This window comes from Actinomadura rugatobispora, from assembly GCF_042656285.1.
Classification (GTDB): domain Bacteria; phylum Actinomycetota; class Actinomycetes; order Streptosporangiales; family Streptosporangiaceae; genus Spirillospora; species Spirillospora rugatobispora.
Genome location: NZ_JBHSON010000084.1, coordinates 1 through 20,627, shown reverse-complemented (window position 1 = coordinate 20,627; position 20,627 = coordinate 1). Strand labels below are relative to the sequence as shown.

The following is a 20,627-nucleotide window of genomic DNA, read 5'->3' as shown; positions in this document are numbered from 1 at the left end:
CTCAGCCCGCGGGCCGGATCGACAGCAGCGGCTGGCCGTACTCCACCGGCGTCCCGTCCTCGGCGTGCACGGCCGTGACGGTGCCGGCCACCGGGGCCTCGACCGGGAGCATCAGCTTCATCGCCTCCACGATCGCGATCTGCCGGCCCTCCGCCACGGTGTCGCCGACCTCGACGAACGGCGCGGCCGACGGCTCGGGGCGGAGGTAGAAGGTGCCGACGTTGGCGGCCTTGACCTGCACCACGTCATCCGGTGCGGGTTCGTCGCGCGGTGCGGATCCGGCGGGCGGCGCGCTCCCGGCGGGCGCCTGGAGCGGCGGCGCGGGATCCTGGACGGGGCCGGGCCACTCGATCTCCAGGCCCGGCGGGTCGAGGTGGAGCACGATCCGCAGGGGCGGCCCGGGAAGGGCCTCGACGAGCCGCAGCACGTTGCGGCACATGCCGTCCAGGGCCTCGTTCGGATCGTTCTGGGGGCGGCGGCCGCGGGCGGATCCGCCCTCGGCGTCGCGTTCGGTCCTGGTCGCGTTGCTCACAGGCATGGGGCACCGTTCCCTTCCGTGCCCGCCGCCACGAGCTCGCCGTCGGGCGTTCCGGGGTCGGGCCCCGGCATGGCGGGGGCGTCGTTCTCGAGGAGGCCCGCCAGGCGCCGCTCGACCAGGTCGGCGGTCCCGCCCAGGTGGGCCAGCTCGGCCGCGACCGCGTCGCCGACCGCCCGCATCACGGCCTCCCGGTCCGGACGGCCCGCGGCGGTCACGGCCTCCGGGACGACCCCGTCGACCACCCCGGCGCGCAGCAGGCTCGCCGGGTCGAGCCGGAGCGCGGCGGCGGCCCGCGGCGCGGCCGCCTCGCCGCGCCACAGGATCGCCGCGCACCCCTCGGGGCTGATGACGGAGTACACCGCGTTCTCCAGGATCAGCAGCCGGTCCGAGACCGTCAGCGCGAGCGCGCCGCCGCTGCCGCCCTCGCCCGTGATGACGGCGACGATCGGCACCGGCAGCCCGGCCATCAGCCGCAGGTTCGCGGCGATCGCGCCGGCCTGGCCGCCGTTCTCGGCCTCGACCCGCGGATCCGCGCCGGGGGTGTCGACGAAGGTGACCAGCGGGCAGCGCAGCTTGGCGGCCAGCCCGGCCAGGCGGGCGGCCTTGCGGTAGCCCGCCGGGGTCGCCATCCCGAAGTTGCGGTCGGCCAGCTCGCCCGGCGTCCGCCCCTTCTGGTGGCCCATCACCACGACCGTCCGGCCCCGGAAGCGGGCCGGGCCGCCGACCAGCGCCGGGCAGTCGGCCCCGGTGCGGTCGCCGCGCAGTTCGTGGAAGTCGGTGCAGAGGTAGGCGATGTAGTCGAGCGTTGTGGGCCGGTCCAGTTCGCGGGCGCGCCGCACCCGGTCCCAGGGCTCGGCGGGGACGAGCAGGTCCGGGTCGCGGATCACCCCGCCGTCGCCCGCGTCGGCGGCGCGGGCGGGCGGGGCGTCGCCGTCCCGCCGCGCGCACGCGAGCAGGGACGCCAGCACCGGCCGCAGCGACCGCCGCGGGACGACCCGGTCGACGAGCCCGAGGCCGGCGAGCGACTCGGCGGTCTGGAAGCCCGGCGGCAGCGCGGTCCGCGTGATCTGCCGGACGACGCGCGGCCCGGCGAAGCCCATCCGCGCGCGCGGCTCGGCCACGATGACGTCGGCGAGGGTCGCCACCGACGCCGCCACGCCCCCGTACGTCGGGTCGGTCACCACCGTGACGGTGAGGATCCCGGCGCGGTCGAGACGGGCGAACGCCGCCGCGATCCGCGCCATCTGCCGCAGCGAGAAGATCCCCTCCTGCATCCGGGCGCCCCCGGACGCGGTGACGGTGACCAGCGGCACCCCGCGCTCCAGCGCGGCCGCGGCGGCGTCGCACAGCCGCTGCCCGGCGGCCATGCCCAGGCTGCCGCCGAGGAAGGCGAAGTCCATCGCCGCCACCACGGCGGGCCGGCCGCCGATCTCCCCGGCCGCGGCCACGACGGCCTCGTCGATCCCGGTCGCGTCGCGGGCGCGGCGGAGCCGTTCGGGGTAGGGCAGGGTGTCGTGGAAGCGCAGCGGGTCGTCCAGCGCGCTCGCGGCCCCGGGCAGCGGCACGGCCGTGCCGGGGTCGAGGAGCTGCCCGAGCCTGGCCCGCGCACCCACCCTCAGATGCGCGGCGCAGCCGGGGCACACGCGCAGGTCGCGGGCCAGCCTCGGGGCGTACTGCGGCGAGCGGCAGGCGGGGCAGAGCAGCCACTGCGGCTCGGCGGAGGTACGGCCGTTCATCTCGGCTCCTCCGTTTCCCCGGTCTCCTCGGCGGGACGGCATTCCAGGACGGTCCAGTGGCCCTCGCCGGGCCGGTTGACCAGCTCGAACCCGCACCGGCCGAGGAGCAGCCGCCATTCGTCCAGCCGCCGCTCCCGGCCGCCGAAGAGCACGAGCATGTCCAGGTCGAGGAACTTGGCGTGGTCCCAGCGGTTCCCGCCCGACACCACCTGCTCGACGACGAACAGCCGGGCGTCCCGGTCGCCGATCGCCGTCCGCACCGCCCGCAGCACCCGCTCGGCCCGGCCGTCGGGCAGGCCGTGCAGGACGGCCTTGAGGACGTAGGCGTCGCAGTCGTCCGGCAGCGGGTCGGTGAAGAAGTCCCCGCCGACGCGCAGCACCCGTTCGAGGACCCCTTCCGCGGCGAGCGTCGGGTCCACCCGCGGGATCACGCCGGGCTGCTCGAACAGCACGCCGGACGCGTCCGGGGCCCGCCGCAGCGCCGCCGCCAGGAAGTGCCCGTGCCCGCCGCCGATGTCGGCGATGCGGCCGAACCGCTCGGGCCGGACGGCGTCGAGATGCCGGTCGGTCTCCCACCGGCCCAGGTCGGTCATGACCCGGTCGAAGCACTCGCCCTCGTCGGGGTGGTCCTCGAAGTGGCGCCAGATGTCGGAGCCGAGCGCCGCGGTCGTCGCGGGCTGTCCGGTGCGGACGCTGTAGGCCAGCGCGCCGTAGGACATGGTGACGAACGGCTGCGCGCTGAGCTCGGCCAGCGGTAGCAGGCTGAACGGCCGGTCGGAGCGCAGCGCCTCGGCCAGCGGCGTGCTCTCGAACCGCCCGTCGGGCAGCTCGGCCATGATCCCGACGGACGCGGCGCAGCGCAGCACCCGGTACAGCGCGTCCGGGTGCGCCCCGCTGAGCTCGGCCAGCTCGGCGACGCCGCGCGGGCCGCCGCCGGTCAGGTCGGCGATGCCCAGCTCCGCCAGCGCGGTCACGACCGCCGCCAGCCGCAGCCCGCAGGTCAGGTACAGCAGCCGCTGCGCGTGCAGGTCGCCGGGGCCGTGCTCGGCGCCGTCCCGGGCGCGGCTCTCCAGCACCTGCTTGATGTGCGCCATCTGCACGGCCGTGTTGCGGTTGAGCCGGTCCCGCATGCCGTCCTCGGTGATCGGGGACGTGCGCTTCACCGCGAACTCCTGGATCCAGCGCATCGCCACGCCGGCCGCCTCCTGGCGGTACTCCCAGCGGATGTCCATGAACTCGAACGGGCCGGTCTCGATCCGGTGCGCCCGCACGGTGCGGGTGGCGGGGTCGGGCGTGCGCCGCGACACCCACGACCAGACCGTCCCGTCCGGGTCGGGATGGGTGGTGAGCCGGAACGTCACCGAGTCGCCGTCGTGCTCGAGGATCTCCGCGGCGGCGTACTCGGTGAACAGGTCCGGCCAGCCGGCGACGTCGTTGGTGTGCTCCCAGACAAGGTCCATGGGGGCGTTCACCAGGATCTGGTTGTCGATGCGAACGGGCATCCTCATGCCTCCCCGGTTCCGGACGCGGCGCGGTTGAGGTAGCGGACCAGAGCGGCGGGGGTGACCTTGTCGGCGAGCTCCTCGTCGTCGAGGTCCAGGCCGAAGCGCTCGGCCATCCGCGCGGAGGTCTCCAGCAGCGCGATGGAGTCGTAGCCGAGCTCGGTGAAGGTGCGGTCGGCGATGTCGCCGCCCAGGTCGACGTTCTCGTCCTCGCCGGCGCATTGGCGCAGCACGGTCACCAGGTCGGTCAGCGTGATCCGGCCGTCGTCGGTCATCTCGCCTCCTTGGGTCGGTTCCGCGCGATCCGCGGAAGCGTGGAAGGGCGCGGGGTCGTGGAAGGGTGCGGGGCCGTCGCGGCACCCGGGGGCCCGACGGGCCGCGTGGCCGCGTCAGGGCGCGTGACCTCGGCGGGGCGGGCGGTCTCCGCGGAGCGCAGGGCCCGCGCGGGGCGCGGCGCGGGCGAGGGGTGCGCGGCGCCGTGCACGGGGCAGGGCCGGGTGAGCACCAGCGCGCTGTTGAAGCCGCCCTCGCCGCGCGCCAGGATCAGCGCCCGGTCGATCCGGGCCGGCCGGGGCCGCCCGGTGACCAGGTCGATCCGGTACGCGGGGTCGGGCCGCACGCCCGCGGTGGGCGGGACGATCCCGTCCCGCATGGCCAGCAGGCAGGTCGCGACGTCCACCGCCGCGCCGCCCGCCGACAGCCGCCCGGTCATCGCCTTGGGCGCGGTCACCGGCACGCCGCGGTCGCCGAACAACCCGGCGATGGCCTCCGCCTCGACCCGGTCGAGCGCGGGCGTCCCGGCGGCGTCGGCGAACACCACGTCGATGCCGTCCGGTTCGACGCCGGCGTCGGCGAGGGCGAGGGCGGCGGCGGTGCGCAGCGTGGACGGGCGGCCCGAGCCGGGCGGCGGGTCCAGCGTCGCCGCGTACCCGGCGACCCGCCCGTAGCGGCGGCGGGCGCCGCGGGCGCGGGCGCGGTCCTCGCGTTCGAGGACGAGCACGGCGCCGCCCTCGCCGATCACGTACCCGGCGGCGCCGGCGGCGAACGGCAGGTACGCGGTCGCGGGGTCGTCGCCGGTGGACAGGTGGGGCAGGGCCAGCTGCGCGGTGACGCCCCACGAGCACACCGGGGCCTCGAACCCGCCGGTCAGCACGCCGTCGGCGCCGCGCCGCAGCGCGCGGCGGGCCTGCCCGATCGCGTCGAGCCCGCCGGCCTGGCCGCTGACCAGCACGCCGCTGGGGCCGCGCAGCCCGTGCCGGATGGAGATCTGGCCGGTGTTGACCGCGTAGAACCAGGCGAACGACTGGTACGCGCTGACCTTCTCCGGCCCGATCGACCACAGCTTGCGCAGCTCGTTCTCGCCGAACTCGAAACCGCCCGCCGAGTTGGCCGTGATGACGCCGTAGCGCAGCGACTCCTCCGGCGACGGGGACAGCCCGGAGTCCTCCATCGCCCAGTCGGCGGCGGCCAGGGCGAGCCGGGTGAGGTGGTCGGTCTGCGGCAGCAGCCGTCCGGGGAGGTGCTCGCGCGGGTCGAAGCCGGGGACCTCGCCGGCCAGCCGCACCGGGTAGCCGCTCGCGTCGAACCTGGTGATGGGGCCGATCGCGACGTGTCCGGCGAGCGTCCCGGCCCAGTGCCGCCGGGTGCCCAGCCCGCTGGGCGAGGCGATGCCGAGCCCGGTGACGACGGCGTGGTCCTCGCAGGCGCCCGCCACGGGCGCGCGGGCGGTCACGACCGCCACCGCCCGGGGGCGCCGAGCACCATGGCGCTCTGGAAGCCGCCGAAGCCGCTGCCGACGGTGAGGACCGTGTCGACCCGCAGTTCCCGCGCCGTCCCCGGGACGTAGTCCAGGTCGCATTCCGGGTCGCGGTGCCGCAGGTTCGCGGTGGGCGGCACGACGTCGTGCTCGATCGCCAGCGCGCTGGCCGCCACCTCGATCGCGCCGATCGCGCCCAGCGAGTGGCCCACGACCGACTTGATGGAGCTGACCGGGACGCGGCGGGCGTGGTCGCCCAGCGCGCGTTTGAACGCGGCCGTCTCGTGCCGGTCGTTCTGCTTGGTGCCGGAGCCGTGCGCGTTGATGTAGTCGACGCCCTCGACCGGGATCCGCGCCTGGTCCAGCGCCGCCTCGATCGCGACCGCCATCTCCGCGCCGTCCGGCCGCAGCCCGGTCATGTGGTAGGCGTTGCACCGGGACGCGAACCCGCGGATCTCGGCGATGACGCGGGCGCCGCGCGCGAGGGCCGCGCCGGGTTCCTCCAGGACGAACATCGCGGAGCCCTCCCCGAGCACGAACCCCGACCGGGTGGCGTCGAACGGCCGGCAGGCCCGCACCGGGTCGTCGTTGTCGGGCGAGGTCGCCTTGATCGCATCGAAGCAGGCCACCGTGATCGGCGAGATCGGGGCGTCGGTCGCGCCGGCCAGGACGATGTCGGCGGACCCCTCGCGGATCAGCTCCATGCCGTGCGCGACGGCGTCCAGCCCGGAGGTGCAGCCGGTCGAGACCACGCAGACGGGGCCCTCCGCGCCCGCGTCCCAGGCGACCTCGCGGGCCAGCGACGCCGGGACGAAGTAGTCGGGCAGGTGCCGCGAGGCGTAGCCGGGGTCCACGACCGGGAGCCGGCCGCCGTCGCTGACGATGCTGTACTCGCGGTCGAGCGACACCGTGCAGCCGACGGCGCTGCCGACCGAGACGCCGGTGCGGGCGGGGTCGAGGTCGCCGGGCGCCAGCCCGCTCGCGGCCAGCGCCTCCCGCGCGGTGACGATGGCGAACTGGGCGGCCCGGTCCATCCGGCGGCGCTGCCGGAGCGTCAGCCCGTGGTCGCCGGGGTCGAAGTCGATCTCCGCCGCCACCCGGGACCGGAACCGCGCCGGGTCGAAGGCCGTGATCGTGCGGAACGTGGGCCTGCCGCCGGTGACGGTCTCCCAGAAGCCGCGGGCGCCGGGCGCGCCAGGGGTCAGCACCCCGATTCCCGTGATCGCCACGCCGCGGCCCGTGCCGCGGCCCGTGCCGCGACCCGTGCCCCGGGTCATGGCAGGTCCCCGACGCGCGGCGGGACCGAGCCCGGGGACTGCGGCTCCTCGGTCTCCACGTGCCCGAGGTCGGGCCGGGGCGCCGTCGGCCCGAGGAACAGCACGGCGGTCACGGAAGTGCCGCCGCGGTTCTCGTACCGGTGCCGGGCGCCCCGGCGGATCAGGACGGCCTCCCGCTCCCCCACGGCCAGCTCGGCACCGTTGACGATCACGACCAGGTCGCCGCCGGCGACGTAGACGTGCTCGTCGGTGTACGGGTGGTAGTGCTCGCTGACATGCTCACCGGGCTCGAGGTCGAGCAGCGCGAGGAAGCCCGCCGTCGACAGCGCCGAGCCCGGGGACAGGAGCACCCGGGTGGCGCCTCCCAGCCGGCGGTTCGGCTCCACCTCGCGGGCGGTCACCCTGGTGGCTTCGAGATGGGTCTGTGGACGCTTCACTTCGTCGTCTCCCCATGCTGTTTTCCCTGGTCGGACGGTGTGCCGCCCACCTGGAACGACGCTAGGCAGGGCCGCCGACGGACCGCCGACGCGTCACCGACCGTCCACCGACACGCGGCGAGACAAACCGCAGGTCAGCGCGTTGCGGAGGGGGATGCGGGGGTGCGCGGGCAGCACGGAACGAGGTGGAACGAGGCGGAACGGGGCGGAACGGGGCGCGGCCGGTCAGCCCTCGCGGCCGCGGTACTGGGAGGCGTGGATGCCGACCAGGCCGGACACCCGGTAGCGGGACTCGCCGCCGCCGGAGTCGACCGGCTCGACGAGGTTGGCCTCGACCAGCCGGTCGAGCGCCTGGACGCCGTCGCCGCCGGCCAGCGCCAGCGCGGTGGCCTCGACGAACTCGCCGCCGCGCAGCGCGCCCAGGCGGCGCAGCAGCGCCCGCGCCCGGGGGTCCAGGGCGGCGTAGCTGGCGTCCAGGACGGTGCGCATCTGCAGGTCCTGGGTGGCGAGCTCGTCCAGCCGCCGGGTCTCGTCGCGCAGCGACCCGGCGAGCCGGGCCAGCGACTGGGACGGCCGCAGCGCCAGCCGCGCGCCCACGATCCGCAGCGCGATCGGGAGATGCCCGCACAGCGCGGCGATCTCCTCGGCGACGGCGCGCTCCCGGTCGATCCGCCCGGCGCCGATGAGCCGTTCCAGGAAGGCGAGGGCCTCGTCGGGGGCGAGCGGGCCCGGCCTGACCCGTTGGACGCCGGGCAGGTCGACCAGCCGGTGCCGGCTCGTCAGCAGGACGCCGCAGCCGCGCGTCCCCGGCAGTACGGCCGTGGCCTGGGCGGCGTCGGCGACGTCGTCGACGACGAGCAGGATCCTGCGGTCGGCCAGGCGCTCGCGCAGCAGGGCGGCGCGGCCGTCCAGGTCGCCGTGCCGGGCGGCGGACTCGCCCAGGCCGTCGAGCAGCTCGCCGAGGGCGTCCCACGGGTCGCGGGGGCGGCCGGTCGCGCCGCCGAGCCGCACGTACAGCTGGCCGCCGGGGAACCGCTCGCGCAGCGCGTGCGCGGCCTTCACCGCGAGCACGGTCTTGCCGACGCCGGGGCTGCCCACCACGGCCACGATTGGAACGGTCCCAGCACGACTGCGATCAGCGAAGTGGGCCGCGATCGCACGCAGCTCCGCGGCGCGTCCCACGAAGTCGCCGATCTCGGGCGGCAGCTGGCACGGCGCGCCCGGCCGGATCTCCCAGCGGGCGGCGGGCACGCGCACCTCGCGGTGCGGCTGCGGGCCGGGCAGCTCCACCGCGCGCCGCAGGATCGCCTGGTGGAGGTCGTGCAGCTCCTGCCCCGGGTCGAGGCCGATCTCCTCGCGCAGGACGGCGGCGCACGCGTGGTAGCACTCCAGCGCCTCCCGCTGCCGCCCCTGCCGGTAGAGGGCCTTCATCAGCAGCGCCCACAGCCGCTCCCGGAACGGTTCGGCGGTGGCCAGCTCCCGCAACTCGCCGATCACGTCGCCGCCGCCGTCGAGCTCCAGTTCCAGCTCGTAGCGGCGCTCGGCGGTGCGCAGCCGCTGCTCGACCAGCCGGGGCACGTCGCTGCGCTGCACGTGGTCGGACGGGACGTTGCTGAGCGGGCGGCCGCGCCACAGCGCCAGCGCCTCCCGTAGCAGCACGACCTCGCGCCGGGGGTCCTCCTCGCGCCGGGCCCGCTCGACCAGCGCCACGAACCGGGCGAGGTCGAGGTCGTCGTCGGCCACCTCGATGACGTAGCCGTTGGTGTCGGTGCGGATCATCCGTCCCACGGCGCCGCCGGACGCGCCGAGCGTGCGGCGCAGCCGCCCCAGGTGCACCTGGGCGGTGCCGCGCGCGTCGCTCGGCGGGTGCGCCCAGAGCCGGTCGATCAGCTCGTCGACGGTCACCAGGCCGTTGGCGTTCAGCAGCAGCGACGCGAGCAGGATGCGCTGCTTGGTCGAGCGGATGGGCAGGCGCCGGTCGCCCACGGTCACTTCGAGTGGGCCCAGCGCGCGGAAGAGCTGTTGGGGGTTCCGGTCCATCCCTTCGGGGATTTCTCTCGAGGGCGGATGTCCTTCTGGATATGCCCCACGGAGCGCAATCGGAGAGTCACCGAGGGTAGATCATTGGAAGATCTGACCAGGTGGACGACGGGGCGTCAGCGCTCCGCCGAGGCGTCCGCGACCAGCTGGGGCAGGACCCGCTCGATCAGGTTGAGCAGCACCTCCTGGAGCAGGAAGTGCACCTGGGCCCGGGTCAGCGCCTCCCGATTGAGCCACTCGCGGGTGGTGGTCACGGCCATGGCCGAATAGGCGCGGAACGCCGACCGGATCTCGGGGTGGACGCGCGACAGCGGGGTCAGGCCGACGACCTCCGTCATGTGGTCGACGGCGCGGTCGCGGGCCTCCTCCAGGATGTGCTCCAGATCGGCGTCACCGCCGGAGGAGGTCATGTCGAGCGCGGTGACCCACGTCCCGCGGTTGCGCTCCAGCAATTCCAGCCAGGCGTCGATGCTCTGCGCCACGCGCTCGCGGACGCCCGCGCCCTCCACGAACGCCGGGATCGGGATGGGCGGGACGCTCATCATCTCGCTCACGGCGGCCAGGTACAGGTCGCGCTTGGTGCCGAAGTAGTGGTTCAGCAGCCCGCGGCTCACCCCGGCGGCGGCGGCGATCTCGGTGTTGGAGACCGTCCCGTACGGGCGGCGGCTGAACAGGTCGCGGGCGCAGGCCAGGATCTGGTCACGCCGCTCGTCGGGCTCCTTGCGGACGCGGCGCGGCGCGGCGCCGCCCGGCGTGCGCTCGCTCATCGTGTCCTCACCGCCCTCCCCGCCTCGACGATACAGGCGCGCCCGGCGCCGGCCGGGCCAGCGATGTTAGCAGAGTGCCAGTAATCACTGGCACTAAGACAAGCGCACCCGATGACCGCCGCGGGCACGCGAGGACCGACGTGCCGCGTCCACAACGGCATCGCCCGCGTAGCCGCAGGACCGGCACCGGAACTAGGAGCGGATGCGGGCGACCTCGTAGAGCGCGATGCCGGCGGCGACGCCCGCGTTGAGCGACTCGGCCCGCCCCGGCATCGGGATCGTCACCAGCATGTCGCAGGTCTCGGCGACCAGCCGGCCCAGGCCCTTGCCCTCCGACCCCACCACCAGCACGAACGGCCCGGTGGCCAGCTCCAGATCGGCGACCGCGACACCGCCGCCCGCGTCCAGCCCGGCGACGAAGCAGCCCGCCTTCTGGTACGCCTTGAGCTGCCGCGACAGGTTCGTCACCTGCGCGACCGGCACCGACGCGAGCGTCCCGGCGGACGCCTTCCAGGCGCCCGCGTTCACCCCGGCGGCGCGCCGCTCGGGCACCACCACGCCCTTCGCGCCGAACGCCGCCGCCGACCGCACGATCGCGCCGAGGTTGCGCGGGTCGGTGATGCCGTCCACCGCGACGATCAGCGGCGCCGACCCCTTGAGCAGGTCGTCGGCGTGGGCGTAGCGGTACGGCCGGACCTGCAGCGCGACGCCCTGGTGGACGGCGCCGTCGGTGAGCCGGTCGAGCTCGTTCTTGCCGGTCTCCAGCAGCGGGATGCCGCGGTCGGCGGCGATCTGGATCGACTCGCGGATCCGCTCGTCGCCGCCGGACATCACATACAGCGCGGTGCCCGGCACCCCGGCGCGCAGCGCCTCGACCACCGGATTGCGGCCGGTGACCAGCTCGGGCGCCTCACCGCTGGCGCGGCGCGCGCCCGCCGGACGGCCCTGCCGCGCGGGCTCGGCGGGCTTGCCGCGTCCGACCGGCCCCACGGTCGGGGTGCCGGTCCGCTTGGCGGACTTGACCGCACGGGCCCGCTGCCGCTTGGCATGCCAGTGCCGGTCCTCCGCCTTCGGAGTGGGACCCTTGCCCTTGCCCTTGGCCATTTCTCGGTACGCCCCTCGCGCTTGCGTCTCGGCTCAGGGCGGCGCATCGGCGGACGCCCCCAGAACACTCGATTCTAGGCGCCGCGGCCACCTGGAACGTTCAGCCCCGCTTCAGCTCCCACCGGGGACCGTTCGGGGTGTCCTCGACCAGGATCCCGGCCGCCGACAGCCCGTCGCGGATGGCGTCGGCCGCGGCGTAGTCCTTGCGGGCACGGGCCGCCTGCCGCTGCTCCAGCGCCACCGCGACCAGCGCGTCCACCACCGAGCGCAGGTCGCCCTCGCCGGCGTGCGACCACTGCTCCGACAGCGGGTCCAGACCCAGCGCGCCCGTCATCGCGCGCACCACGGCCAGCTGCCGCCGCACCGCCTCCTCGTCGCCGGACGCCAGCGCGTTGTTGCCCTCGCGCACCGCCTCGTGCACGACCGCCAGCGCCTGCGGGACGCCCAGGTCGTCGTCCAGCGCCGAGACGAACGCCTCCGGCAGCTTCTCCGCCTCGGCGCCCGCGCCCACCACCTCGGCCGCGCGCGTCACGAACCCCTCGATCCGCTGGTACGCCGACACCGCCTCGGCCAGGGCCGCGTCCGTGTAGTCCATCAGCGACCGGTAGTGCGCGGAGGCCAGGTAGTAGCGGACCTCGGCGGGACGGGCCTTGCCGAGCAGGTCGGGCAGCAGCACCACGTTGCCGACCGACTTGCTCATCTTCTCGCCGTCCACCGTCAGCAGCCCGTTGTGCAGCCAGTAGCGGGCGAACCCGTCACCGGCCGCGCGGGACTGCGCGATCTCGTTCTCGTGGTGCGGGAAGATCAGGTCGACGCCGCCGCCGTGGATGTCGAACGCCGGCCCCAGGTACTTGGTCGCCATCGCCGAGCACTCCAGGTGCCAGCCGGGACGCCCCTCGCCCCACGGCGTCTCCCAGGACGGCTCGCCCGGCTTGGCCCCCTTCCACAACGCGAAGTCGAGCGGGTCGCGCTTGAGGTCCTCGTTGGGCGTGTCACCGGCCGAGCGCATGTTCTCCAGCCGCTGGTTCGACAGCGACCCGTACTGCTCCGCCCAGGACCGCACGTCGAAGTACACGTCCCCGCCGGACGCGTAGGCGTGCCCCCGCTCCACCAGCCGCCGCATCAGCACGATCATCTCCGGCACGTGGCCGGTGGCGCGCGGCTCGATCGTCGGCGGCAGGCAGCCGAGCAGGTCGTACCCCTGGGAGAAGACCCGCTGGTTGCCCTCGGCCACCGCGAACCACGGCACGCGTTCCTCCGCCGCCACCGCGATGATCTTGTCGTCGATGTCGGTGACGTTGCGGGCGAAGGTCACCTCGTACCCGGACCGGCGCAGCCAGCGCAGCAGCACGTCGTAGATGACGCCCGAGCGGAGATGGCCGATGTGCGGCGCGGCCTGCGGCGTCGCACCACAGACGTACATCCCCACGCGGCCCTCTTCCAGGGGCTCGAACGCGCGGACGGTACGGGTGCTGGTGTCGTAAAGGCGCAGGCTCACACGACCAGGTTATGGGATGGCCCGCGCACGCGCCGGGACTAGCGCGTGTAGAGGCGTTCCGCCGTCACCCGCACGATCACCCGCTCCGCCGGGCCGTGCTCCTGCCACGGGTTCCCGGTGTACGCGCGCGACAGCTCGTCGATCAGCGCGCCGTCCGCGTCGTCGGTGATCGTGGCGGTGCCGCGCACCTCGGCGTAGACGTAGGGGTCGGCGATGTCGAACACCGTCAGGTTGATCCGCGGGTCGCGCAGCAGGTTGGCGTGCTTGCGGCGGCCCTTCACGGTCGAGAACAGGATCGCGTCGCCGTCCGTCCTCGCCCACACGACGCTGGCCTGCGGCGCCCCGTCCGGGTCGACGGTCGCGACCGTCACGAAGTTCGGCGGGCTGAACAGCGTGCGGGCCTTGTCGTCCAGGGGGCGCGGCATGGTTCTCTCCTTCGTCGCTCTCGCCGATCTTGACACAGGGAATGCTACGGACGCGGGACCGCGTCCTCGTCCTCGCCGTCTCCGACGCCCGCGCCGACCTCTTCACCGGCGGCCAGAGCACGGCACAGCTCGACGAACGCGACCGTGTTGGGCACCTGCGCCGCGATCGCCGTCAGCGAGCAGACATCGTCGCGCGTGCGGACGTACACCACCCCGTTGTCGACGCCCGCCTCCCCCAACGCCGGCCACGCGAGCCGCTCGCCCTCCTTCTCGACGGCCTCCGCGCAGACCTCGAACGGCCCCATCCGCACGGTCTCACCGCCCCGCACCCGCTCCAGCAGCCTCGGCAGCGCCCGCCCGGCCACCTCCATCAGCACGGTCTCACCGAGGTCGCGCACGTCGGGAAGCCCCCGGTCCAGCACGATCTCGCTCCCGTCGGCCGCGACCACCAGGAACCGGTACCTGGTGCGCCCCTGCGTGGCGTGCCGCACCCCGGAGACGCCGACCGACACCAGGTCGTCCCACCCGTACGCGCCGCCCGGCTCCACCACGAACCCGCCGCCGAACAGGTACACGACCCGGTTCCTGGAGCGCAGCTCCGCCGGCACCCGGACGGGCTCGATCCCCCGCGACCGCGCGAAGGAGACCACCGCGCCCGCGGCTCCGACGGCGAGGACGGCCGACGCCGTCCCCAGCGCCGAGTGCCCGGCGGCCAGCAGCACCACCGCGGCCAGGACCAGCACCGGTCCGGCCAATACGGCGGGCCCCGCCCACACCAGCGCGCGCCTGAGGCCGACACGCCCGTCAAAAGCCCGTACGGGCTCCCCGAGCTTGCGATCGGCCGCCCGTTCCAGGACCGAAGGGGGAAAGGACATGGAAGTGCGACTACCCGACTCTCTACAGTTAACGGGGAAATTCGTACGACGCTAGCGCGTTATCCGGCCGCACGCGCCCACGTCCAGGCGTATTCGGGGTCCTCGCAGCGCCGCGCCGCCGGTCCGAGGCGCAATGGCCGGAATGTGTCGATCATGACGGCCGTCTCCGTCGTCCGGTCGTGGCCCTGCCTCACCGCCTCCACCACGGCCTCCACCGCACCCGGCTGCGGCCCGTGCGTGAACCCCGACGGATGCAGCGAGACCGACCCGATCCCGATCCCCGAGCCGCGCCGGGCCGAGTAGTCGCCGCCGACGTAGAACATCATCTCGTCGCTGTCCACGTTGTGATGGTTGTACGGGATCGGCACGGCCTCGTCGTGGAAGTCCAGCGGCCGCGGGCAGAACGAGCAGATCACGAAGTTCGGGCCCTCGAACGTCTGGTGCACCGGCGGCGGCGCGTGCGTCCGCTTCACGATCGGCTCGAAGTCGCCGATGTTGAACGCGTAGGGGTACAGGTAGCCGTCCCACCCCACCACGTCGAACGGATGGTGCCGGTACGTCAGCCGCGACAGCCCGCCCCGGTTCCGCACCAGCACCGGCACGTGGTCGCCCTCCACCAGCAGCGGCTCGCCCGGCCCCCGCAGATCCCGCTCGCTGTAGGGCGCGTGCTCCAGGAACTGCCCGTACTGCGACAGGTACCGCCTGGGCGGCCGGATGTGCCCCCGCCCCTCGATCACCAGAGCCCGCACCGGCCCCCGCGGCACCCACCGGTGCACGGTCCCCGTGGGCACGACCACATAGTCGCCGCTCCCGACCTCCAGCACCCCGAACGCGGACTCGAACCGCGCCGCCCCCTCCTGGACGTACACGACCTCGGCGCCCGTCGAGTTGCGGTACAGGTCGCCGACCCCGTCCCCCGCCACGAACGACAGCCGCACGTCCTCGTTCCCGAACAGCACCTGCCTGCCCCGCACCAGATCACCGCCCGCGGGCAGGTCCTGCGTCCGGTAGGCGCGCGGCTGCAGCGGATGGTTGGGCACCAGATCCGACCCGTCCGGCGCCTCCTCCACGCCCTCGCTCTTCACGATCGCCGTGGGCGCGTACCGGTGATAGAGCAGGCTCGAATCGGACGAGAACCCCTCCTCGCCCATCAGCTCCTCCGCGTACAACCCCCCGTCGGGGCGGCGGAACTGCACGTGGCGCTTCCGCGGAACCTCTCCCACGACCCTGTAGTACGGCATCGCTGCCTCCCCACGGGAACCGAACCCTCTCCCATAACGGTACGACCCGCCTCGTACCCGATACAGCGCGAGAAGATCACTCCGAAGTTAGGAGTATGCGTCCCCGAGGCTGGCTAATCTCGCCAGGGAGATCACGTGCCACGCCCCCGGAGACGAACCCGCATGGACCACCGCCCCCGCCCCCTCCTCACTGCGGCCGCCGGCCTCGTCGTGGCCGTCCTGCTCGGCGGCGCGTTCGCGCTGACCTACGACCTGCTGCGGGAGTTCGCCCTGGCGGGCCGCGCGAGCCGCCGCTGGGCCCCGGTCTACCCGGTCATGGCCGACGCGCTGGTCGTGATGACCATCCTGTCGCTGATCGTGGCCCGCAACGCCCCCTGGTGGTCCCGCTGGCTGCGCGGCGCCCTCCTCCTGCTCCTGGTCTCCGGCACCGCCGCGATCGCCGTCCAGCACGCCCTGTGGGGCTTCACGTCCCTCCCCGCCGACCCGGTACGCGCCGGCGTCGCGGTGGCCCCCCACATCATGCTGATCATCGCCGTCTGGCTGTGGTTCCGCATGATCAAACACCTCCGCCCCACCCGGAGCACCCCGGCTCCCCAGGAACCGGCCCCCAAACCGACGCCCCCGCCCCTGGCCCTGGACCCCACCGACGCCGCACCCGAGCCCAACACCACCCAACCCGACATGATCATGCCGGTCACCCTGGACAAGCACACCCCGAAGGCCGACGAACAAGACGAAGACGAAGAAGACGAGCCCGACCCCACCGAGACCACGGGAATCGACACCTCGGCCGACCTCCCGATCTGGGACTGGGACCCCCCATCAGGCTCCGTCAGAAGCTCCCCCACCCCACCCACCGACTAGCCGACGGTCATCGCACGGCGTTGATGCCGCCCTCCGCCAACGCCCCGCGACGACCGCGACGGCGACCGCGAAAACTGCCCGGCCCGGGGCGGAGGGACGGGACAGGCGCAACGATCCCGCAGCGAGCCCCCAGGCGAGCGAAGAAGCGCCCCGCGCCGTCCCATGGCTTGTGGAGGTCTCCCCCACAATGACAAGCCCCGCAACGACCGCAACGGCGACCGCCGAAAACTGTCCGGCCCGGAGCGGAGCGCTAGCGGAGTGTAGGGACGGGCAGGCGGCGGGGAGCGGGTCCGCAGCGAGCCCCCAGGCGAGCGGAGGAGGCGTTCACCGCCGTATCGGGGGGTGTGGGGGGTCGTCCCCCCACAATGACAAGACGAGAGCCACGGCCGTCGCGGCCAGGCCTTCGCCTCGGCCGGTCAGGCCCAGGCCGTCGGTGGTGGTGGCCGAGACGCTGACGGAGGCGCCGCCGAGGGCTTCGCTCAGGGTCTTCTCGGCTTCGGCGCGGCGTTTGCCGATCTTGGGGCGGTTGCCGATGACCTGGATGGAGACGTTGCCGATGGTGTGGCCGGAGGCGGTGACCAGGCGGGCGACCTCGGCGAGGAGGTCGGGGCCCGAGGCGCCGGACCAGCGGGGGTCGGCGGTGCCGAAGACGGCGCCGAGGTCGCCCAGGCCGCAGGCGGAGAGCAGGGCGTCGCAGGCCGCGTGGGCGGCGACGTCCCCGTCGGAGTGGCCGGACAGCCCTGGGCCTTCGCCGGGCCATTCGAGGCCGGCGACCCACAGCGGGCGGTCCGCGTCATGCGCGAACGGGTGGACGTCCGTTCCGACGCCCACCCGTGGCAGCCCGATGTTCAACTCAGCTGGTGAGGATCTCGTCGAGCAGTGCCTCGGCCTTGTCCTCGTTGGTCTTCTCGGCCAGCGCGAGCTCGCTGACCAGGATCTGGCGAGCCTTGGCCAGCATCCGCTTCTCGCCCGCGGACAGGCCACGCTCCTTGTCGCGCCGCCACAGGTCACGGACGACCTCGGCGACCTTGTTCACATCTCCGGAGGCGAGCTTCTCAAGATTCGCCTTGTAGCGCCGCGACCAGTTGGTCGGCTCCTCGGTGTAGGGTGCGCGCAGCACCTCGAACACCTTCTCCAAGCCTTCCTGGCCGACGACGTCCCGAACGCCCACGTCCTCGACGTTCTCCACTGGAACCTGCACTGTCAGGTCGCCCTTGTCGACCTTCAAGACCAGGTAGGTCTTTTCCTCACCCTTGATGGTGCGAGTCTCGATGGCCTCGATCCGAGCAGCCCCATGGTGGGGGTAGACGACGGTGTCGCCGACCTGGAAAGTCATGTGACAAGTACCCCTTCCGCTACTACCAGGGTAGCACGGGCCCGGCGGTGACCGCACCGACCTTATCGACATATCCGCAGGTCAACCCACATATTGGGGTCTTGACAAAGGGTATGGAGGGTGCATTCGGGCCTTGTTCGACGGCGAAATGGCAACGGAAACACCCCCGTCACGCACCGCTTCCGGGGTCCGCGCGGGGCGTGCGGAACTCGTGCCGGTTCCCCCCTGCCGCTGCGGCGGATGCGGCTCATACTGGAAGGTGAACATGGCGGGTCGCGCGGGTACGAAGCGCCCGTAAGGGCCAGAAGGGGTATTGACGCGCGGGCGGCCCGAGGATAGTGAGGTGCGGCGTGAGGCCAGACGGCGACCCCGATCCCGACGACTACGGGCTCCCCCGGGTCGACGTCGTGGTGCCGGACGACGCCCGCGAGCTCGACCGCGACGTGGTCGCCTACCACCGCGAGGAGCGCCGCCGCAGGCGCCGCGCCCGCAACCGCCGGCTGCTGCGGCCGGTCAGCCGGTACGGGGTGGCCGTCCCGATCATCGCGGGCGCGCTGCTGGTCGCGCTGATCAGCGGGGCGCTGATGACGGTGTTCGGGCCGCGCCCCGCGCCGCGTCCCACCACCGGCCTGCTGGCACCGCACCCCTCCGCGCCGCCGGGACGGGTCAACGGCATCCTGCCCGCCGGCAACGTCGCCGAGGTCGGCGGGGAGCGCCGCACGGTCGCGCTGCGCGAGCTGCGCCCCGGCGTGATCGGGATCGTGCCCCCGTCGTGCGGATGCGAGCGGATCGTGGCCGAGCTGGCCGCGCGCACCCGCGAGTACGAGCTCAACTTCTGGATGGCCGCCGACCGCCGCAAGGACCCCGCGCCCGCCGCCGAGACGCTCAAGGACCTCCAGGCGCTGGCCGGCAGCGCGCACGGCGGCACGCCCAGGGTCGTCGACGACGGCCAGGGAATCCTCGCGGGCACCTATGGCAGACCACCCGGCTCCCCGGGTCTCACGGCGGTCCTCGTCCAGCCGGACGGGGTGGTGACGCACGTGATCCACTCGCCCCAGCCGGGCGCCGATCTGAACGAGAAGATCAAGTCGCTGAGCTAGCGTCCCGTACCGCGCGGAACCGGAAAGTACCCCCCGAACCGGATCACACGCCTGACCTCGCTAGGCTTCCCCTGGCGTATCTCGCCAACCTGACAGCCTTCCAACGCCCCCTCGCGAGGAGATCGACGCCCGTGATCCGAAACAGCCGTCGAGTGGTCGCACTCGCCATCGCGGGTGCCGTCGCCATCGCACCGGTGATCTCCGGCTGCGGCGCCGGCAGCGAACCCCAGAGCGCCGCACCCACCCGCCTGACCGAGGGGGTGAACGCCTCGGTGCCCGAGAACGCCGCCCCCGCCCAGGTCGACATCCGCAACATGTTCCTGCTCGGCCCCAAGCCCGACCAGATGTTCAACGCGGGCGCCTCGGTGCCCCTGTACGGCACGATCATCAACCAGGTCAAGGGGCGCCAGGACCGGCTGGTCGGCGTGAGCTCGCCCGACTTCGCCCAGGTGCGGATCACCGGTGACGCCGTCACGCTGCCGCCCGCGCGGCCGTCCGGCGAGGGCGTGCCGGTGGCGCTGACCGGGCAGGCCCCGGCGGGCCCGCCGACCGGGCGGCCCACCGGGACGCGCTCGTGGCGGCCGGAGGGCTCGCCCTCCGCCCAGCCCACCGGCGGGACGACCGCGCAGCCGACCGCCCAGCCGAGCGGCGGCGCGACCGCGCGGCCCACCGGCGAGGCCACGGGCCAGCCGACCGGGCGGCCCGAGGCCGGCGCGACGACGTCCCCGTCGCCGGGCGGTTCGCCCGCGGCGACCGGCGGGACGGCGACGGCGCAGCCGGGTGCCAAGGCGCCGCTGATCGTGCTGTCGGGCCTGAAGGAGCGGCTGCTCGGCGGCGAGCACATCCGCGTGCAGCTGCGGTTCGAGCAGGCCGGCGGGATCGAGCTGATGGTGCCGGTGGTGCCGCAGCAGTTCGAGTACGCGGGCCTCACCGCGGTCTCCGAGGGCGTCCCGGCGCCCGGCGCGTCCCAGGGCCACGGCACCCCGGCCCCCGAGGGCCCGGGCGGGCACGGCACCGCTCCCGGCGGCCACGGCGCGAGCCCCTCGCCCGGCGCCTCGACCGCGCCGGCCTCCCCCGCCCCCGAGGGCACCGGCGGCGCGACCCCGGCCGGCGGCGGCTCGGAGAGCCCGGCCGCGGGCGGCCACTGACCTGCACCCGGCACGGCCCGGACGACGACGGGGGCCGGACGGCGGAATCGCCGTCCGGGCCGCGTCGTTTCGCCGTGCCCCTTAGGGCTCGAACTTGTAGCCGAGCCCGCGGACGGTGACGATGTACCGCGGCGTGGACGGCGTCTCCTCGATCTTGGCGCGGAGCCGCTTGATGTGGACGTCCAGCGTCTTGGTGTCGCCCACGTAGTCGGCGCCCCACACCCGGTCGATGAGCTGCATGCGGGTCAGCACGCGGCCGGCGTTGCGCAGCAGCACCTCCAGCAGCTCGAACTCCTTCAGCGGGAGCTGCACGCCGTCGCCGCCGACGCTCACCACGTGCCGCTCGACGTCCATGCGGACCGGGCCGGCCTCCAGGATGGCGGGGGCCAGCTCCTCGACCTCGCCCTGGCGGCGCAGCACGGCGCGCATCCGGGCGATCAGCTCGCGGGTGGAGAACGGCTTGGTGACGTAGTCGTCGGCGCCCAGTTCCAGGCCCACCACCTTGTCGACCTCGCTGTCCTTGGCGGTCAGCATGATGACCGGCACGTTCGAGCGCGCGCGCAGCTCGCGGCACACCTCGGTGCCGGGCAGGCCGGGCAGCATGAGGTCCAGGAGCACGAGGTCGGCACCGTTGCGCTCGAAGATGTCCAGCGCGTCGGGGCCGGTGGCCGCCACGGCGACCTCGAAGCCCTCCTTGCGCAGGTTGTACGAAAGTGCGTCGCTGAACGACTCCTCGTCTTCGACGACGAGCACACGGGTCACGGTGTTGCCTCCCGGGCGGTCTCGCTCACGGCTCCCCCTCGGGGCCGGTCGCTCTCGTTGATCGCGAACTCGGTGAACGCGAACGCGGCGTCCATGACTGCGGTGGCCGCGTTCGCCGCGGTCACGGTCGGAGTGTTCATGAGTGCCTGGTCATCGCGCCGGTCCTTCAGGGTCTCAGGGGAATCGGGGTTCGGGGTCGGGACGTTCAGGGGGCGGGCGGG

At 74.1% G+C, this 20,627-nt stretch carries 21 protein-coding genes; 3 read left to right on the top strand and 18 right to left on the bottom strand.

The window, feature by feature from the left end; translation table 11 throughout:
* Window position 1: 1 nt before the first annotated feature.
* From ACFPZN_RS42215 to ACFPZN_RS42150, 14 genes are all read right to left on the bottom strand, one after another.
* A complete protein-coding gene (locus tag ACFPZN_RS42215) occupies window positions 2-538 on the bottom strand; it encodes an acetyl-CoA carboxylase biotin carboxyl carrier protein (RefSeq protein ID WP_378288224.1) in 537 nt (178 codons plus the stop codon).
* On the bottom strand, window positions 529-2,274 hold the full coding sequence (locus ACFPZN_RS42210) for a carboxyl transferase domain-containing protein (protein ID WP_378288223.1): 1,746 nt from the start codon (window positions 2,272-2,274) through the stop codon (window positions 529-531). The genes ACFPZN_RS42215 and ACFPZN_RS42210 overlap by 10 nt, the downstream gene beginning before the upstream one ends.
* Window positions 2,271-3,776 carry a methyltransferase gene (locus ACFPZN_RS42205; protein ID WP_378288222.1) on the bottom strand — a complete coding sequence of 502 codons (1,506 nt, stop codon included), beginning with the start codon at window positions 3,774-3,776 and terminating at the stop codon, window positions 2,271-2,273. Before ACFPZN_RS42205 ends, ACFPZN_RS42210 begins: the two co-directional genes overlap by 4 nt.
* A gap of 2 nt (window positions 3,777-3,778) precedes the next feature.
* On the bottom strand, window positions 3,779-4,051 hold the full coding sequence (locus tag ACFPZN_RS42200; RefSeq protein ID WP_378288221.1) for an acyl carrier protein: 273 nt from the start codon (window positions 4,049-4,051) through the stop codon (window positions 3,779-3,781).
* Window positions 4,048-5,508 carry a ketosynthase chain-length factor gene (locus tag ACFPZN_RS42195; protein ID WP_378288220.1) on the bottom strand — a complete coding sequence of 487 codons (1,461 nt, stop codon included), beginning with the start codon at window positions 5,506-5,508 and terminating at the stop codon, window positions 4,048-4,050. The genes ACFPZN_RS42200 and ACFPZN_RS42195 overlap by 4 nt, the downstream gene beginning before the upstream one ends.
* The gene (locus tag ACFPZN_RS42190) at window positions 5,505-6,809 is read right to left on the bottom strand and encodes a beta-ketoacyl-[acyl-carrier-protein] synthase family protein (protein WP_378288219.1); all 1,305 of its coding nucleotides are present in this window, start codon (window positions 6,807-6,809) and stop codon (window positions 5,505-5,507) included. The genes ACFPZN_RS42195 and ACFPZN_RS42190 overlap by 4 nt, the downstream gene beginning before the upstream one ends.
* Window positions 6,806-7,246 (bottom strand): cupin domain-containing protein, encoded by a 441-nt coding sequence (locus tag ACFPZN_RS42185; protein WP_378288218.1) that lies wholly within the window; start codon window positions 7,244-7,246, stop codon window positions 6,806-6,808. Before ACFPZN_RS42185 ends, ACFPZN_RS42190 begins: the two co-directional genes overlap by 4 nt.
* Window positions 7,247-7,471: 225 nt before the next feature.
* Window positions 7,472-9,286, bottom strand: coding sequence for an AfsR/SARP family transcriptional regulator (locus ACFPZN_RS42180; RefSeq protein ID WP_378288217.1), 1,815 nt, complete (start codon window positions 9,284-9,286; stop codon window positions 7,472-7,474).
* Between the two features lie 116 nt (window positions 9,287-9,402).
* Window positions 9,403-10,053: a TetR/AcrR family transcriptional regulator gene (locus ACFPZN_RS42175; protein WP_378288216.1), complete on the bottom strand. Its 651-nt coding sequence runs from the start codon at window positions 10,051-10,053 to the stop codon at window positions 9,403-9,405.
* Between the two features lie 192 nt (window positions 10,054-10,245).
* On the bottom strand, window positions 10,246-11,157 hold the full coding sequence (gene rlmB, locus ACFPZN_RS42170) for a 23S rRNA (guanosine(2251)-2'-O)-methyltransferase RlmB (protein WP_378288215.1): 912 nt from the start codon (window positions 11,155-11,157) through the stop codon (window positions 10,246-10,248).
* 100 nt (window positions 11,158-11,257) lie between these two features.
* Window positions 11,258-12,655, bottom strand: coding sequence for a cysteine--tRNA ligase (gene cysS / locus ACFPZN_RS42165; protein ID WP_378288214.1), 1,398 nt, complete (start codon window positions 12,653-12,655; stop codon window positions 11,258-11,260).
* A gap of 38 nt (window positions 12,656-12,693) precedes the next feature.
* Window positions 12,694-13,080, bottom strand: a complete 387-nt coding sequence (locus ACFPZN_RS42160) for a PPOX class F420-dependent oxidoreductase (RefSeq protein ID WP_378288213.1) — start codon at window positions 13,078-13,080, stop codon at window positions 12,694-12,696.
* 44 nt (window positions 13,081-13,124) lie between these two features.
* A complete protein-coding gene (locus ACFPZN_RS42155) occupies window positions 13,125-13,955 on the bottom strand; it encodes a DUF6585 family protein (protein WP_378288212.1) in 831 nt (276 codons plus the stop codon).
* 59 nt (window positions 13,956-14,014) lie between these two features.
* A complete protein-coding gene (locus ACFPZN_RS42150; protein WP_378288254.1) occupies window positions 14,015-15,262 on the bottom strand; it encodes a homogentisate 1,2-dioxygenase in 1,248 nt (415 codons plus the stop codon).
* Window positions 15,263-15,358: 96 nt separating this feature from the next.
* On the opposite strand from ACFPZN_RS42150, the gene ACFPZN_RS42145 reads away from it, so the two are divergent.
* On the top strand, window positions 15,359-16,060 hold the full coding sequence (locus tag ACFPZN_RS42145) for a DUF2637 domain-containing protein (RefSeq protein WP_378288211.1): 702 nt from the start codon (window positions 15,359-15,361) through the stop codon (window positions 16,058-16,060).
* Window positions 16,061-16,384: 324 nt separating this feature from the next.
* On the opposite strand, the gene ispF is transcribed toward ACFPZN_RS42145, so the two are convergent.
* A complete protein-coding gene (gene ispF, locus ACFPZN_RS42140; protein WP_378288210.1) occupies window positions 16,385-16,891 on the bottom strand; it encodes a 2-C-methyl-D-erythritol 2,4-cyclodiphosphate synthase in 507 nt (168 codons plus the stop codon).
* A 22-nt stretch (window positions 16,892-16,913) separates the two neighbouring features.
* Window positions 16,914-17,396 carry a CarD family transcriptional regulator gene (locus ACFPZN_RS42135; protein ID WP_285701713.1) on the bottom strand — a complete coding sequence of 161 codons (483 nt, stop codon included), beginning with the start codon at window positions 17,394-17,396 and terminating at the stop codon, window positions 16,914-16,916.
* A gap of 350 nt (window positions 17,397-17,746) precedes the next feature.
* Here ACFPZN_RS42135 and ACFPZN_RS42130 point away from each other — a divergent pair, with 350 nt between their 5' ends.
* Both ACFPZN_RS42130 and ACFPZN_RS42125 read left to right on the top strand, forming a co-directional pair.
* A complete protein-coding gene (locus tag ACFPZN_RS42130) occupies window positions 17,747-18,496 on the top strand; it encodes a hypothetical protein (RefSeq protein WP_378288209.1) in 750 nt (249 codons plus the stop codon).
* Between the two features lie 131 nt (window positions 18,497-18,627).
* Window positions 18,628-19,644 (top strand): hypothetical protein, encoded by a 1,017-nt coding sequence (locus ACFPZN_RS42125; RefSeq protein WP_378288208.1) that lies wholly within the window; start codon window positions 18,628-18,630, stop codon window positions 19,642-19,644.
* An 81-nt stretch (window positions 19,645-19,725) separates the two neighbouring features.
* Here ACFPZN_RS42125 and ACFPZN_RS42120 read toward each other — a convergent pair whose 3' ends face one another.
* Window positions 19,726-20,397, bottom strand: coding sequence for a winged helix-turn-helix domain-containing protein (locus ACFPZN_RS42120; RefSeq protein ID WP_464044026.1), 672 nt, complete (start codon window positions 20,395-20,397; stop codon window positions 19,726-19,728).
* Between the two features lie 5 nt (window positions 20,398-20,402).
* Window positions 20,403-20,627, bottom strand: a 225-nt coding sequence (locus ACFPZN_RS42115; RefSeq protein WP_378288206.1) for a hypothetical protein, incomplete at its 5' end; no start/stop codon positions are given.

Coding starts and splice junctions, on each gene's coding strand:
- ACFPZN_RS42180 (WP_378288217.1), bottom strand. CDS start 9,286: ATGGACCGGAACCCCCAACAGCTCTTCCGCGCGCTGGGCCCACTCGAA.
- ACFPZN_RS42175 (WP_378288216.1), bottom strand. CDS start 10,053: ATGAGCGAGCGCACGCCGGGCGGCGCCGCGCCGCGCCGCGTCCGCAAG.
- rlmB (WP_378288215.1), bottom strand. CDS start 11,157: ATGGCCAAGGGCAAGGGCAAGGGTCCCACTCCGAAGGCGGAGGACCGG.
- ACFPZN_RS42190 (WP_378288219.1), bottom strand. CDS start 6,809: ATGACCCGGGGCACGGGTCGCGGCACGGGCCGCGGCACGGGCCGCGGC.
- ACFPZN_RS42135 (WP_285701713.1), bottom strand. CDS start 17,396: ATGACTTTCCAGGTCGGCGACACCGTCGTCTACCCCCACCATGGGGCT.
- ACFPZN_RS42205 (WP_378288222.1), bottom strand. CDS start 3,776: ATGCCCGTTCGCATCGACAACCAGATCCTGGTGAACGCCCCCATGGAC.
- ACFPZN_RS42145 (WP_378288211.1), top strand. CDS start 15,359: ATGGACCACCGCCCCCGCCCCCTCCTCACTGCGGCCGCCGGCCTCGTC.
- ACFPZN_RS42215 (WP_378288224.1), bottom strand. CDS start 538: ATGCCTGTGAGCAACGCGACCAGGACCGAACGCGACGCCGAGGGCGGA.
- ACFPZN_RS42155 (WP_378288212.1), bottom strand. CDS start 13,955: ATGTCCTTTCCCCCTTCGGTCCTGGAACGGGCGGCCGATCGCAAGCTC.
- ACFPZN_RS42160 (WP_378288213.1), bottom strand. CDS start 13,080: ATGCCGCGCCCCCTGGACGACAAGGCCCGCACGCTGTTCAGCCCGCCG.
- ACFPZN_RS42200 (WP_378288221.1), bottom strand. CDS start 4,051: ATGACCGACGACGGCCGGATCACGCTGACCGACCTGGTGACCGTGCTG.
- ACFPZN_RS42210 (WP_378288223.1), bottom strand. CDS start 2,274: ATGAACGGCCGTACCTCCGCCGAGCCGCAGTGGCTGCTCTGCCCCGCC.